This window comes from Rubrivivax sp. JA1026, assembly GCF_011065555.1.
In the GTDB taxonomy this organism is placed as follows: domain Bacteria; phylum Pseudomonadota; class Gammaproteobacteria; order Burkholderiales; family Burkholderiaceae_C; genus Rubrivivax; species Rubrivivax benzoatilyticus.
Window position 1 is genome coordinate 97010 of record NZ_JAALCQ010000002.1, and the last position, 13377, is coordinate 110386.

Below are 13377 nucleotides of genomic sequence, written 5' to 3' on the forward strand. Positions count from 1 at the left end.
CTTCTGTGTGTCAGACGGTGCGGGCGCGGCGGCGCTTGGCGCCGACGATGCCGGCCAGCGCGAGGCCCGCCAGCGCCAGCGTGCCGGGCTCGGGGACGCTGCCACCGCTGCCGCCGCCGGATTGCGTGGTGCCGGTGAAGGACAGCAGCTTGAAGTAGTCGTTGCCCTTGTCCAGGTAGCCCGAGCCGTCGGCGGCGTAGCCGCTGGCGCCGAAGTAGCTGCTGATCAGCCACCAGCTCGAGTAGCCGCCGCCGCTGAAGTTCCACGAATAGCTCGGGTCGACGTCGCGGCTGGCCACCAGGGTCCAGCCGCTGCTGGTCAGGTTGCCGGTCGAGTTCGTGGTCAGGTCGGGCGCACCCTGGCCGGTCCAGCGCAGCACCGAGATGTCGGCATCGTTCTCGAACCAGCCGATCGACAGCGCGCTGAGCATCGTCGCCGTCGTGAAGTTCAGCATGACCAGCTCGGTCTTGCCGTTGTTGTCGATGGCGTGCTGCGGGCTGCCGGTCGGTTCGCCGCTGTAGGAGACGCCGATGCCGTTGGTGTACCACTCGGTCATCGAGGCCTTGGCGAAGTTGGCGCCGCTGCCGGCCGCGTAGGCGGTGACGGCCACCGACTTGCCACCCGAGGTGCAGGTGGCCAGCTGCGTGGTGCCGCTGTTCGGCGTGCAGGAGTCGAGCAGGCTCCAGGTGTTCTGCGCCGAGGCGGCACCGGCGAAACCGAGGCCCATCACCATCAGGGCCGACGCCGTCACGTGCTTCATGTTCGTTTTCATCGAATGCCTCTCGAGTTCAGCCGCAGCGCTCCCCGTGCCGCGCCAGGCAGGACATGCAAGGCCCGCGCCAGGCCGGAATTTCCCGGCACATCAAGAACTTGCGTGCGATCCTCGCAGAATCGCCGGGGGAATGTAAGAACTTGCGACACCCCGTGCGCCCCTCACTTGAGGGTCTGCAGCAGCGCCTGGGCGTCCTGCGCCTCGGCGAAGTTCTGGCTGCGCAGCGCGGCCTGGAGCTCCTCGCGGGCCTCCGCGCTGCGCCCCGAGCGGGCGAGCACCGTGGCGAGGTAGAAGCGTGTCGTCGGGTTGCCCGGGTCGCGCAGCCGCGCTTCGCGCAGGCGCTGCAGCGCCTTGTCGGTCTGGCCGGCATGGAACGCCGCCCAGCCGGCCGTGCCGACGATGTGCGGCACGCCGGGCTTCAGGGCCAGCGCCCGCTCGGCCGACGCCAGCGCGGCGCCGTCCTTCTGGCGCAGCTGCACATGGGCGAGGTTGTTCCAGGCCTCGGCGTCCTCGGGCGTCAGCTTCAGCAGCGCCTGGTAGGCGTCGCGCGCGGCGGGCCACTGGCCCAGCCGGGCGTAGCCGTCGGCCAGCACGCGGCGCACGACGGCGTCGCGCGGGTGTGACGCGAGCCACTGCTCGGCGAGCTTCTGCGCTCCCTGCGGGTCCTGCGGCGCCGTCGCGCGCAGCAGCCGCAGCAGCGTGTCGGTGCCTGGCTGCAGGCGGTGGGCCGTGCGATAGGCGTCGATCGCGGCGGCGCGCTGGCCGCGGGCGGTCGCCACGTCGCCCAGCAGCGACGGGCCGACGGCCAGCTTCGGGTTCTGCGTGGCGATCGTGCGGGCGCGCTTCTCGGCGGCGGCCAGCTCGCCGAGGCGGATCTCGGCGTCGACCATCAACGCCTGCAGCGGCAGCGAGTTCGGCCGTTCGGCCAGCGCCTTGGTCAGCGTGTGCTGCGCGCCCTGCGGATGGTTGGCCTGCAACTGCAGCACCGCGATGCGGGCGAGTGCGCCGACGTCGTGGTCGGCCAGCGTCGAGGCGCGGTTCAACCCGGTGCGCGCGCCGGCTTCGTCGTCGTTGGCCAGCGAGATGCGGGCCAGCGCGATCAGCACCGGCACCGCCTCGGGGGCGCGGTTGGACAGGCGCTTGCCGGCCTCGCGTGCGGCCTCGGGCTGACCCTGGCGCAGCAGGAACTCGACGAGCTCCAGCGCCGGGTCGATGACGTTGGGCCCGGCGATGTCGTCGGCCTTCTCGTACCAGCGGCGCGCGTCGTCGAGGCGGCCGCGGCGCTCGGCCAGCTGGGCCATCGCCAGCGTCGGTTCCAGCGCCTTGTCGTCCTTGGCCAGCGCCTGCTGCAGGCGCTGCTGCGCGGCGTCGAACTTGCCGGCGTCGGCGTCCAGGCGCGCGAGCTGCACCTGCGGCGACACGAAGGCCGGGTCGACGGCCAGCGCCTGCTCGAAGGCCTGGCGGGCGCCGGCGGCGTCGCCGCCGCGAGCCTTGGCGCTGCCGAGCAGGTTCAGCAGCCCGGCCTGCTTCGGGTGGTGCTGCAGCAGCGTCTGCAGCACCTGGGTCGCCCGCCGGGTGTCGCCGGCCTGCAGCCGGATCTGCGCCAGCGCGGTGCCGGTCGCGAGCTGCTTGGGATCGGCCTTGAACGAGGCCTCCAGCGCGTCCAGCGCGTCGGGCACGCGGCCGCCGACGGCCAGGCTCAGGCCGAGCAGGCCGCGCATCGGCGCCGAGTCCTGGGTGCGCAGCGCCTGTTCGGCGGTGGCCGCGGCGCGGGTGTGCCGGCCCTGGGCGATCTGGGCCGACGCCAGCAGCAGCGTCGCCTGCGTGTCCGCCGGGTTGCGGCGCAGATAGCCCTCGAGCGACTCGATGGCCTTGTCCAGGTTGTTCTGCGAGATCTGGATCTGCGCCACGAGCTTGGCCGCGCCGCTGCCGGGCTGCGAGCGCTGCACCGCCTCGAGATAGGGCAGGGCCTTCTCGCGTTCGTTGAGGCCGTAGTGCGCGAGGCCGCCCAGCATCAGCAGCTGCGGGCGGTAGCGCAGGTACTCCATCGGCACCGGGTCGAGCAGGCCGGTGACGTCGCGCAGCGCGGCCCGCACCTCGGCGCCGCGCCCGGCTTTTTCGGCCAGCAGGGCCTGCAGGTAGCCGCCGCGCGGGTCCAGCGGCGCCACCTGGCGCAGCTGGGCGATGTCGCGCTGCGCCTCGGCGTCGCGCTTGAGGTCCAGCAGCAGGCCGGCGCGCGAGACCAGCGTCTCGAGGTGGGCGGGCTGGATCGCCAGCGCGCGGCCGTAGGCGTCCAGCGCTGCCTGGCCCTGGCCCCGGGCGTGCGCGATGGTGCCGCGCAGGTAGTGCACCTGGGCCAGGCCGGGGGCCAGCGCCAGCGCCTTGTCGGCCGCGGCCTGGGCCTCGGCGGGCTGGCCCATGCGCAGCCGCACCGTCACTTCGGCCAGCCAGGGCGCGGCGTCGCGCGGGGCCAGCGCCCGTGCCTCGTCGAGCATCTGCAGCGCTGCGCGCGGGTCGCCGGTGTCGGCCGCGGCGTTGGCGCGCACGACGCTCATCGCCGCGCGCAGCTCGGTCGGCAGGCCGGCCGGCGCGAAGCGCGTGTCGGTCAGCACCACCTGCGGCTTGCCCTGGTTGACCAGGGCCGTCGACAGCGGCAGCACGACCTCGGCGCGGTTGACGCCGAGCCGCAGCGCCTCCTCGAACGCGACCTGTGCGCCGACCGAGTCGCCGCTGGCCAGCAGCGCCTTGCCCAGCAGCACGTGCACCGACAGCTGCGTCTTGTCGAGCTTGAGCGCGTTCTTGAGCTGCACGACGGCGCCCGGGTAGTCCTGCTTCTCGTAGCGCGACAGCGCGTCCTCGTAGAAGCGGGCCGACTTCATGTCGGCGGCCTGGGCGGCCAGCGTGCCCGCCAGCGCGGCGGCGATCGCCAGCTGGCGCATCGGGAGGGAGGCGTTACGAATGTTCACCAGCCGATCGTAGAAGACCCCGGCCGGCACCGGCACCCCGCGCGTGGGGCAGCGTGATTTCGGTCATCGGCGGGAGGCGTCGGGCGAGGTTTTCCCCCGCGTTCCGGGGAGGGCGCGCGGCCGGCCCACAATCGGCCTTTTTCGTCCGCTGCCGTCGCCGCCATGAAGCTCCGCCTCGCCGCCTGCTGTCTCGCCGTCTGCCTCGCCTGGGGAACCGCCGCCGCGGCGCCCGGCCTGCCGTCGAAGAACGTCGCCTGGGTGGCGGCCGCCGCCGACGCCGATGTCGACCGCGCCTTCGTGCGGGCCCGCGCCGAGAACAAGCCGGTGCTGCTGTACTGGGGCGCGACCTGGTGCCCGCCGTGCAACCAGCTGAAGGCGACGCTGTTCAACCGCCAGGACTTCGCGCTGCAGGCGCGCGACTTCGTCGCCGTGCACGTCGACGGTGACCGCCCCGGCGCGCAGAAGCTGGGCAAACGTTTCGGCGTCAGCGCCTACCCGACGATGGTGCTGTTCGCGCCCGACGGCCAGGAGATCACGCGCCTGCCCGGCGAAGCCGAGCCCGAGCAGGTGCTGGCGCTGCTGCAGCAGGCGCTGGCCGCCGGCCGGCCGGTGAAGGCGCTGGTCGCCGACGCCACCGCCGGCCGCCCGCTGTCGGCGCACGAGTGGCGCGCGCTGGCCTTCTACGCCTGGGACGTCGACGATGGCCGGGTCGTCGCACCGGCCGAACGTGCCGCGCTGCTGGCGAAGCTGGCCGCCGCGGCGCCGGCTGCCGACGACGAGACCGCCACCCGGCTGTGGCTGAAGGCGCTGGTCGCCGACGAAGGCAAGGGCGGCGTGAAGGCCGATGCCGCGCTGCGTGAGCGCGTGCGCCGCGTCGCCGCCGAGCCGGCGCTGGCACGCCGCCATGCCGACGTCTTCGCCGGCAGCGCTGCCGATCTGGTGCGGGCGCTGGCCGACGGTGCGCCGGAGAAGTCGCCGCTGGTGCCGCTGTTCGACAGCGCGCTGCAGCGCCTGGCCGCCGACACCACGCTGTCGCGTGCCGACCGGCTGGGGGCGCTGGGTTCGCGCGTCGAGCTCGCCCGTCTGGGTGCGCCCGAGGACGCCGTGAAGGCCGAGCTGCCCGCCGCGCTGCGCCAGGCGGTGCGCGAGCACATCGCCCGCGACGACCGCGAGATCAGCGACGGCTACGAGCGCCAGGCGGTGATCACCGGCGGTGCCTACGTGCTGGCGCGGGCCGGGCTCTGGGACGAGAGCGACGCGCTGCTGAAGGCCAACCTGGCGAAGAGCCATTCGCCGTACTACCTGATGAGCCAGCTCGGCGGCAACGCGCGCAAGCTCGGCCGCAACGACGAGGCGCTGGGCTGGTACCGCCAGGCCTTCGAGAAGAGCGAAGGCCCGGCGACGCGGCTGCAGTGGGGCGGCGGCTACCTCGCCGCGCTGGTCGATCTGGCGCCGAACGACGGTGCGCGCATCGAGAGCACCGCCGCGACGCTGATCGACGAGGCCGGCCGCGACGCCGGTGCCTTCCAGGGCCGCAGCGTGCGCTCGCTTCAGCGCATGGGCACGAAGCTCGTGGCCTGGAACGAAGGCGGCCGCCACGCCGCGGTGATGAAGCGGCTGCAGGCGCGGCTGGACGGTGTCTGCCGCAAGGCGCCCGCGGCCGACGGCGCGCGCGACACCTGCCGCACGCTGCTGAAGCCGCGCACCACCGGCTGACGCGGGGCTTTGATACCCTCGCGCTCCATGCCGCGCGCCATCCTCGACGACGAGCATCTGCACCCCGCGATCCGCGACCGTGTCGCGGCCCACCACGCCGACCTCGTCGACGAGGTGCGGCGGGCGGTCGCCGCCCACGCTGTCGTCGTCGTCGGCATGGGCTGGAACCCGTTCCCGCGCAAGGCGCGGCGCCTGCTGGACGCTGCCGGCATCGCCCACCACGACCTGGACTACGGCCACTACCTCGGCCAGTGGCGGCGGCGCAATGCGCTGAAGATGTGGAGCGGCTGGCCGACCTTCCCGATGGTCTTCGTGCGCGGCGTGCTCGTCGGCGGTTACGACGACCTGAAGCGCCTGCACGACAGCGGCGAACTGCGCCGCATGCTCGCGTGAGCGGCCGTCCGCTGCGCCTGCTGGCGGCCCTGGCCGCGCTCGTGCTGGCCGGCCCCGCCGTGGCCGCGACGCAGGCCTGCCGCCTGCCCGGCGTCGAACACGAGGCGCGCTGCGGTATCGTCAAACGCGCTCTGGACCCGGCCCGACCGGACGGCCCGACCGTCGACATCCACTACGCCGTGCTGCCCGCGGTGGCGCGCCGGCCCAAGCCTGACCCGGTGCTGTTCCTCGCCGGCGGCCCGGGGCAGGGCGCGATCGACATCGCCGGCACGGTGCAGCGCCTGATGGGGCGCCTGGGCAGCCGGCGCGACATCGTGCTCGTCGACCTGCGCGGTACCGGCCGCAGCGCGCCGCTGGACTGCGCCGACAGCGACCCGCTGGGGCCGCTGGCCGCCGGTGCCGACCCGGCGCGCCGCCTGGCGGCGCTGAAGAGCTGCCGCGAACGGCTGCAGAAGCTGCCCTACGGCGACCTGCGTTTCTTCACGACGACGCTGGCGGTGCAGGACGTCGACGCGGTTCGGCGCGCCGTCGGCGCCGAACGCATCGACCTCGTCGGCGTGTCCTACGGCACACGCGCGGCGCTGGAGTACCAGCGCCAGTTCCCGCAGGCGGTGCGCCGGCTGGTGCTCGACGGTGTCGCGCCGCCGGACATGGTGCTGCCGGCGGCGGTGTCGGTCGACGCCCAGGCCGCGCTGGACGGCCTGCTCGACGCCTGCGAGCTCGACACCGCCTGCCGCGCACGTTTCCCGGCGCTGCGCGCCACCTGGAGCACGCTGCTCGCGTCGCTGCCGCGCGAGGTGGAGCTCATGCACCCGTTCACCGGCCGGCGCGAGACGCTGGCCGTGTCGCGTGATCTCGTCGCCAGCCTGGTGCGCCAGGCGCTGTACGTGCCGGCCTGGACTTCGGCGCTGCCGGCGGCGATCGCCGAGGCGGCGGCCGGACGTTTCGACGGCCTGTTCGCGCTGGCCTTCAGCGGCCTGGACATGCGCGGGCGCGGCATCGCGCAGGCGCTGCATTTTTCGGTGATCTGCGCCGAGGACGCGCCGCGTGCGGCCTCGGACGAAGCGCCGGGGCGCGACTTCGGCAGCACCTTCGCCGACGAGTACGCCGCGGCCTGCCGCGACTGGCCGCGCGGCGAGGTGCCGCCGGCCTTCTACCGCGTCGTGCCCAGCCCGGTGCCGGCGCTGCTGCTGTCCGGCGGTGCCGACCCGGTGACGCCGCCGCGCCACGGCGCCCGCACGGCTGCGGCGCTGGGGCCGAAGGCGCGTCACGTCGTCGTGCCCGGGGCTGGCCATGGCGTGCTGGCCGTCGGCTGCATCCGCGACGCGGTGTTCCGTTTCATCGATGCCGAGACCGAGGCCGATGCGCTGGCGGTCGACTTCGGCTGTGCCGCGACGCTGCCGCGGCCGGCCGTCTTCGTGCCGCCGGGAGGGCCGCGATGATCGAGGTGCGCGGGCTGCGCAAACGTTTCGTGCAGGGCCGCGGCAAGGCCGCGCGCAGCGTGCTGGCCGTCGACGGCGTCGATTTCCGCGCCGACGACGGCCGCATCACCGGCCTGCTGGGCCCCAACGGCGCCGGCAAGACGACGACGCTGCGCATCCTGTCCGGGCTGATCCCGGCCGACGAGGGTGCGGCCGAGGTCGACGGCCTCGACGTCGCGACGCGCACGCGCGAGGCCCAGTCGCGGCTGGGTGTGCTCGGCGACTCGCGCGGCCTGTATCCGCGGCTGACGGCGCGCGAGAACATCACGTACTACGGCCGGCTGCACGGCCTGGACGCGGCGGCGGCCGACGCGCGTGCCGAGACGCTGGCCACGCTGCTGGAGATGGTGCCGCTGCTGGACCGCCGCACCGACGGCTTCAGCCAGGGCGAACGCATGAAGACCGCGCTGGCGCGTGCGCTGGTGCACGACCCGGCGAACATCGTGCTCGACGAACCGACCAACGGCCTGGACGTGCTGGCCACGCGCGCGCTGCGCGACACGCTGCGCCGGCTGCGCGACGAGACCGGCAAGTGCATCGTCTTCTCGACGCACGTGATGCAGGAGGTCGAGCGCCTGTGCGACCGTGTCGTCGTCGTCGCGCACGGCCGCGTCGTCGCCGACGGCAGCGTCGCCGAGCTGCGCGAGCGCGCCGGCACGCCCGATTTCGAGGAAGCCTTCGTGCGCCTGGCCTTCGGCGCCGAGGCGCAGGCGGCACGATGAGCGGCTTGCTGAAGTCCGCCTGGACCGTGTTCCGCAAGGAGCTGGTCGACGCGCTGCGCGACCGACGCACGCTGCTCACCGTGCTGCTGAGCTCGGTGGCGATGGGGCCGCTGGTGCTGGTGCTGCTGTCGGCGCTGGTGTCGTCGATGGAGGAGCGAGCCGAGGCGCGCGAGCTGCTGGTGCACGACATCGCCGCAGCGCCGACGCTGCGCAACTACGTCGAGCGCCAGACCTGGACGCTGAAGGAGGCGCCCGCCGACTACGAGGCGCAGCTGCGGGCGCGCACGCTGGGCGACCCGGTGCTCGTCGTGCCGAAGGACTTCGAAGCGCGCCTGGCACGCGGCGAGCCGGTCGAGCTGGAACTGGTGGCCGACAGCGCGAACACCCGTTCGGCCGTCGGCGGCCGGCGTGTCGAGCGCCTGATCGAAGGTTTCGTGCAGGAGCAGGCGTCGTTGCGGCTGGCGCTGCGTGGTGTCGCGCCGCAACTCGTGCAGGTGGCACGGGTCGAGAACCGCGACCTCGCCGACCCGGCCTCGCGCGCCGCGCAGCTGCTGGCCATGCTGCCGTTCTTCGTGCTGATGGCCGTGGTCTACGGCGCGCTGAACGCGGCGCTGGACACGACGGCCGGCGAACGCGAGCGCGGTTCGCTCGAGCCGCTGCTGTGCAACCCGGCGTCGCGCTGGGTGCTGGTGCTGGGCAAATGGGGCGCGGTGGCCGCGGTCGGCGTCGCGATCGCGGTGCTCAGCGCGGCGAGTTTCCTGCCCGGCCAATGGCTGCTGCGCAACGACGCGCTGGCGGCGCTGTTCCGCTACGGCGCCTACGAGGCCGGCGCCTTCGTCGCGCTGCTGCTGCCGCTGGCGGCGGCGGTGGCGGCGGTGCTGATGGCGGTGGCCATCCGCTGCCGCAGCTTCAAGGAGGCGCAGGCGAGCGCGACGGTCGTCGTGCTCGCCGTGTCGCTGGCGCCGCTGGTCTCGGTGTTCAACCAGGAAGGCGACGCGGCCTGGTTCACCTGGGTGCCGGCGCTGGGCCAGGTGACGCTGATGAACCGCGTGCTGCGCGGCGAGACGCTGGACGCGGCGGCCCTGCTGCCGCCGGTGCTGGTCTGCGCTGCGCTCAGCGTGGTGGCGCTGGCCTACGTGGCACGCACGCTGCGCAGCGCGGCGCTGAAATGATCAGCGCTTGACCGGGCAGGTGCTGAAGCCGAACAGCGGGTACAGCGGGCAGAAGCCGACGGCGCCGGTGAGCAGCGGCACGACGCCGACCCAGCCCCAGACGCCGATGAACCCGGCGAGCGTCATGCCGATCAGCGCGAGGCCGAGCACGATGCGGAGAATGCGGTCGATGCCGCCGACATTGGATTTCATGGCTCACTCCTGACGGTTGAACGGCGGGAATGCCGTGCGTCGAAGTGTGCGCAGTGAGGGGGTGGCGCGTCGGTGACTGCGGTCACACGGGGCGGGGCGCTTCGCCGGCGGCCAGCGCGCGCAGCGCGGCGCTGTCGAGCAGGTCGATGCGCTCGCGGCCGACGGCGATCCAGCCCTGGCGCTCGAAACGTTTGAGCAGCCGGCTGACGATCTCGCGCACCGTGCCCAGCTCGTCGGCCAGGCTCTGGTGCGTGGCGCGCAGCACCGTGCCGCGGCCCAGCAGCGCGGCGGCCAGGCGCTGGTCCAGGCGCTGGAAGGCCACCGCCTCGGCCAAGGCCATCAGATCGGCCAGGCGGTCGGCGAAGATGCCGAAGACGTACTGGCGGAACGGCGCGTGCGTGCACCAGCGTTCGAAGCCGGCCGGGTTCAGCAGCACGAGTTCGGTGTCTTCGGCGGCGATGCCGTGCGCGCTCATCGCCGCGTGGCCGAACAGGCAGGACGCCGAGACGACGCAGAGTTCGCCCGGCGTCACCCGGTACAGCTCCAGCGAACGCCCGCCCGGCGAGCCGCGGGCGACACGCACCGCGCCGCCGAGCACCATCGGGAAGCCGCCGCAGGGTGCGCCTTCGTCGAACAGCAGCATGCCCGCCGGCGCTGTCAGATGCATCGCATCGCGTGCGAGCACGGCCTGCGCTTCGCCGGCCGGCAGCGCGGCGAGCATCGGGTACTGCGCCAGCAGGCGCTCGTGCAGCGAGGGATCGGCGGCAGGGGTCACGTCGGGGAGGTCGCGGTTTCGAGGCGGTTGAGCCAGGCCAGCGCGTGCTCGCGCGAAGCGCCGCACATCTCGGCCGAGGGCTCGAGCCCGCCGCAGACGGCCGGGCGTTCGGGGCGGCCGAAGAGACGGCAGCGTTCGGCCTCGTCGAGCTGGATGCAGCGCACGCCGGCGGGTTTGCCTTCGGGCATGCCGGGGATCGCGCTGCTGATCGACGGCGCGATGCAGCAGGCGGCGCAGCGTTCGCGGCAGGGCAGGGGCTCGGGCATGGTCCGCATGCTATCGCGGTGATGCCGACAATCGATCCCCGGCCGGGCGCCGTGTCTTCAGAATGAGAGCCATTCTCAAATGGAGTCCGGCATGGCCAAGTCCGCCGCTTTCGGTGTCCTGCACGTGGGCATCTCGTTCACCATCGGCTACCTGCTCACCGGCAGCATCGCGATCGCCGGGGCGATCACCCTGATCGAGCCGGTGGCCAACACGATCGCGCACTACTTCTTCGATCGCTGGTGGGATCGTCGACACGAAGCCGCCCGGGTGAGCGTGCCCTCGTAAAATCCGCGGCCTCATGCTGCATCCCCAAGCGTTCGACGTCATCGTCGTCGGCGGCGGTCACGCCGGAACGGAAGCCGCGCTCGCCGCCGCCCGCATGGGCTGCACGACGCTGCTGCTGACCCACAACATCGAGACGCTGGGGCAGATGAGCTGCAACCCGTCGATCGGTGGCATCGGCAAAGGCCATCTCGTCAAGGAGGTCGACGCGCTCGGCGGCGCAATGGCCGAAGCCACCGACGAGTCGGGCATCCAGTTCCGCATCCTCAACGGCAGCAAGGGCCCGGCGGTGCGCGCCACGCGCGCCCAGGCCGACCGCGTGCTCTACAAGGCCGCGATCCGCCGCCGGCTGGAGAACCAGCCCAACCTGTGGCTGTTCCAGCAGGCCTGCGACGACCTGATCGTCGAAGGCGACCGCGTCACCGGCGTCGTCACCCAGATCGGCCTGCGCTTCAACGCGCGTGCCGTCGTGCTGACCGCCGGCACCTTCCTCGACGGGCGGGTGCACGTCGGGCTGGAGAACTACCGCGCCGGCCGCGCCGGCGACCCGGCGGCGACGACGCTGTCGGCCCGGCTGAAGGAGCTGAAGCTGCCTCAGGGCCGGCTGAAGACCGGCACGCCGCCGCGCATCGACGGCCGCTCGATCGACTTCTCGCGCCTCGAAGAGCAGCCCGGCGACCTGGACCCGGTGCCGGTGTTCGGTTTCCTCGGCACGCCGGAGATGCACCCGCGCCAGCTGCCGTGCTGGATCACGCACACCAACGAGCGCACGCACGAGATCATCCGCAGCGGCTTTGACCGCAGCCCGATGTTCACCGGCATCATCGAAGGCGTCGGCCCTCGTTACTGCCCGAGCATCGAAGACAAGATCAACCGCTTCGCCGACAAGAGCTCGCACCAGATCTTCCTCGAGCCCGAGGGGCTGACGACGCACGAGTTCTATCCGAACGGCGTCTCGACCTCGCTGCCCTTCGACGTCCAGCTCGGCGCGATCCGTTCGATGCCGGGCCTGGAGAACGCGCACATCCTGCGCCCCGGCTACGCGATCGAGTACGACTACTTCGACCCGCGCGAGCTCAAGCCCAGCTTCGAGACCCAGGCGATCGGCGGCTTGTTCTTCGCAGGCCAGATCAACGGCACGACCGGCTACGAGGAAGCCGCGGCGCAAGGCCTGTTCGCCGGCGCCAACGCCGCGCTGCAGGCCCAGGGCCGCGAGCCCTGGACGCCGCGCCGCGATCAGGCCTATCTGGGCGTGCTCGTCGACGATCTCGTCACCAAGGGCATCACCGAGCCCTACCGCATGTTCACCAGCCGCGCCGAGTACCGGCTGCAGCTGCGCGAAGACAACGCCGACCTGCGGCTGACGGCGATCGGCCGCGAGCTGGGCCTGGTCGGCGACGCGCGCTGGGATGCCTTCTGCCGCAAGCGCGAACGCCTGGAGCGCGAGCAGCAACGTCTGAAGAGCACCTGGGTGCGTCCGGCGACGCTGGCCGCCGCCGACGCCGAACGTTTCATCGGCAAGGCGCTGGAACACGAGTACAACCTCGCCGACCTGCTGCGCCGGCCCGGCGTCGACTTCGACGCGGTGTGGGCGGCGGCCGCCGCGGCCGGCGTCCCCGACGTTGTTTCACGTGGAACATTGCAGGCCGAATACGGCGCGCGCGAAGCCGACGCGGTGATCGAGCAGGCCGAGATCGCGATCAAGTACGCCGGCTACATCGACAAGCAGGTCGACGAGGTGCAGCGCGCCGCGCACTACGAGCAGATGAAGCTGCCCGAGGAGCTGGACTACGCCCAGGTCACCGCGCTGTCCTTCGAGGTGCGGCAGAAGCTGACGCGGCATCGGCCCGAGACGCTGGGCCAGGCCTCGCGCATCTCCGGCGTGACGCCGGCGGCGATCTCGCTGCTGCTGGTGCACCTGAAGAAAGGCCGCTTCAAGGGCTTCACCGCCGACGAGGCCTCGGCATGACCGCCACGACGCCGGCCGCGGTCTGCGCGGCGCTGGGGCTGGAGGTCACGCCGGGCCAGGTCGAGGCCCTGGAGCGTTACCTGGCGCTGCTGCAGCGCTGGAACGCCACCTACAACCTGACGGCGGTGCGTGACCCGGCGCAGATGCTGACCCAGCATCTGGCCGACTGCCTGGCCGTCGTGAAGCCGCTGGCCGCGCGCCTGCCGGCCGGGCGCGTGCTCGACGTCGGCAGCGGCGGCGGCCTGCCGGGTGTCGTGCTGGCGATCATGGGCTGGGACGTGACCTGCGTCGACACGGTCGGCAAGAAGGCGGCGTTCATCCGCCAGGCCGCCGCCGAGCTGCGGCTGCCGCGGCTGCAGGCGCAGCACGCGCGCGTCGAGCAGCTGAAGGCCGCACCGTTCGACGTTGTCACGTCACGCGCTTTCTCGTCGCTGGCCGACTTTGTCACGCTGACCTCGGCGCTGCTGAAGCCCGACGCGTGCTGGATGGCGATGAAGGGCAGGGTGCCCGACGACGAGATCGCCGCGCTGCCGACCGGCGTCGAGGTGTTCCACGTGGAACACCTGTCGGTGCCGGGCCTGGACGCGCAGCGCTGCCTGGTCTGGATGCGCAAAACCTGAGGCCACGCCAGGGCGGGCTGCACAAACTGGGGTACGCTCCCCGGCTTCCT

The 13377-nt window shown here is 72.9% G+C and carries 13 protein-coding genes; 8 read left to right on the forward strand and 5 right to left on the reverse strand.

The window, feature by feature from the left end:
- Positions 1-10 precede the first annotated feature (10 nt).
- Together xdp1 and prsT are read right to left on the reverse strand one after the other, a co-directional pair.
- Positions 11-760, reverse strand: coding sequence for an exosortase-dependent surface protein XDP1 (gene xdp1 / locus G5B56_RS04145; RefSeq protein ID WP_009856015.1), 750 nt, complete (start codon positions 758-760; stop codon positions 11-13).
- Positions 761-933: 173 nt separating this feature from the next.
- Positions 934-3738: an XrtA/PEP-CTERM system TPR-repeat protein PrsT gene (gene prsT, locus G5B56_RS04150; protein WP_230247177.1), complete on the reverse strand. Its 2805-nt coding sequence runs from the start codon at positions 3736-3738 to the stop codon at positions 934-936.
- Positions 3739-3900: 162 nt separating this feature from the next.
- Between prsT and G5B56_RS04155 the strand changes: the two genes are divergently transcribed.
- From G5B56_RS04155 to G5B56_RS04175, 5 genes are read left to right on the forward strand one after another with little or no spacing between them, the layout of a single operon-like run.
- The gene (locus G5B56_RS04155; protein WP_164962421.1) at positions 3901-5454 is read left to right on the forward strand and encodes a thioredoxin family protein; all 1554 of its coding nucleotides are present in this window, start codon (positions 3901-3903) and stop codon (positions 5452-5454) included.
- A 27-nt stretch (positions 5455-5481) separates the two neighbouring features.
- Positions 5482-5847, forward strand: a complete 366-nt coding sequence (locus G5B56_RS04160) for a glutaredoxin domain-containing protein (protein ID WP_009856018.1) — start codon at positions 5482-5484, stop codon at positions 5845-5847.
- Positions 5844-7289 (forward strand): alpha/beta hydrolase, encoded by a 1446-nt coding sequence (locus G5B56_RS04165; protein WP_164962422.1) that lies wholly within the window; start codon positions 5844-5846, stop codon positions 7287-7289. Before G5B56_RS04160 ends, G5B56_RS04165 begins: the two co-directional genes overlap by 4 nt.
- Positions 7286-8050, forward strand: a complete 765-nt coding sequence (locus tag G5B56_RS04170; protein ID WP_164962423.1) for an ATP-binding cassette domain-containing protein — start codon at positions 7286-7288, stop codon at positions 8048-8050. The genes G5B56_RS04165 and G5B56_RS04170 overlap by 4 nt, the downstream gene beginning before the upstream one ends.
- Positions 8047-9222, forward strand: coding sequence for an ABC transporter permease (locus tag G5B56_RS04175; RefSeq protein ID WP_164962424.1), 1176 nt, complete (start codon positions 8047-8049; stop codon positions 9220-9222). Before G5B56_RS04170 ends, G5B56_RS04175 begins: the two co-directional genes overlap by 4 nt.
- On the opposite strand, the gene G5B56_RS04180 is transcribed toward G5B56_RS04175, so the two are convergent.
- The 3 genes from G5B56_RS04180 to G5B56_RS04190 form a co-directional block, all read right to left on the reverse strand.
- Complete coding sequence (locus G5B56_RS04180) at positions 9223-9414, reverse strand: DUF2892 domain-containing protein (protein ID WP_164962425.1); 192 nt, start codon at positions 9412-9414, stop codon at positions 9223-9225. It lies immediately after the preceding gene.
- An 82-nt stretch (positions 9415-9496) separates the two neighbouring features.
- Positions 9497-10189, reverse strand: a complete 693-nt coding sequence (locus tag G5B56_RS04185) for a Crp/Fnr family transcriptional regulator (protein WP_009856023.1) — start codon at positions 10187-10189, stop codon at positions 9497-9499.
- The gene (locus G5B56_RS04190) at positions 10186-10455 is read right to left on the reverse strand and encodes a YkgJ family cysteine cluster protein (protein WP_164962426.1); all 270 of its coding nucleotides are present in this window, start codon (positions 10453-10455) and stop codon (positions 10186-10188) included. The genes G5B56_RS04185 and G5B56_RS04190 overlap by 4 nt, the downstream gene beginning before the upstream one ends.
- A 91-nt stretch (positions 10456-10546) precedes the next feature.
- On the opposite strand from G5B56_RS04190, the gene G5B56_RS04195 reads away from it, so the two are divergent.
- Genes G5B56_RS04195 through rsmG form a run of 3 tightly spaced genes read left to right on the forward strand, consistent with a single transcriptional unit; the run spans position 10547 to position 13327 of the window.
- Positions 10547-10741 carry a DUF2061 domain-containing protein gene (locus tag G5B56_RS04195; protein WP_037289928.1) on the forward strand — a complete coding sequence of 65 codons (195 nt, stop codon included), beginning with the start codon at positions 10547-10549 and terminating at the stop codon, positions 10739-10741.
- A 13-nt stretch (positions 10742-10754) separates the two neighbouring features.
- Positions 10755-12707, forward strand: coding sequence for a tRNA uridine-5-carboxymethylaminomethyl(34) synthesis enzyme MnmG (mnmG, locus tag G5B56_RS04200; RefSeq protein WP_164962427.1), 1953 nt, complete (start codon positions 10755-10757; stop codon positions 12705-12707).
- Positions 12704-13327, forward strand: coding sequence for a 16S rRNA (guanine(527)-N(7))-methyltransferase RsmG (gene rsmG, locus G5B56_RS04205; protein ID WP_009856027.1), 624 nt, complete (start codon positions 12704-12706; stop codon positions 13325-13327). The genes mnmG and rsmG overlap by 4 nt, the downstream gene beginning before the upstream one ends.
- The last annotated feature ends 50 nt before the right edge of the window (positions 13328-13377 follow it).

Bases quoted from the DNA above. Each gene is read 5' to 3' on its own strand.
- G5B56_RS04195 (WP_037289928.1), top strand. From the start codon at position 10,547: ATGGCCAAGTCCGCCGCTTTCGGTGTCCTGCACGTGGGCATCTCGTTC.
- G5B56_RS04170 (WP_164962423.1), top strand. From the start codon at position 7,286: ATGATCGAGGTGCGCGGGCTGCGCAAACGTTTCGTGCAGGGCCGCGGC.
- G5B56_RS04190 (WP_164962426.1), bottom strand. From the start codon at position 10,455: ATGCCCGAGCCCCTGCCCTGCCGCGAACGCTGCGCCGCCTGCTGCATC.
- G5B56_RS04175 (WP_164962424.1), top strand. From the start codon at position 8,047: ATGAGCGGCTTGCTGAAGTCCGCCTGGACCGTGTTCCGCAAGGAGCTG.
- mnmG (WP_164962427.1), top strand. From the start codon at position 10,755: ATGCTGCATCCCCAAGCGTTCGACGTCATCGTCGTCGGCGGCGGTCAC.
- G5B56_RS04160 (WP_009856018.1), top strand. From the start codon at position 5,482: ATGCCGCGCGCCATCCTCGACGACGAGCATCTGCACCCCGCGATCCGC.
- xdp1 (WP_009856015.1), bottom strand. From the start codon at position 760: ATGAAGCACGTGACGGCGTCGGCCCTGATGGTGATGGGCCTCGGTTTC.
- G5B56_RS04180 (WP_164962425.1), bottom strand. From the start codon at position 9,414: ATGAAATCCAATGTCGGCGGCATCGACCGCATTCTCCGCATCGTGCTC.
- G5B56_RS04155 (WP_164962421.1), top strand. From the start codon at position 3,901: ATGAAGCTCCGCCTCGCCGCCTGCTGTCTCGCCGTCTGCCTCGCCTGG.
- rsmG (WP_009856027.1), top strand. From the start codon at position 12,704: ATGACCGCCACGACGCCGGCCGCGGTCTGCGCGGCGCTGGGGCTGGAG.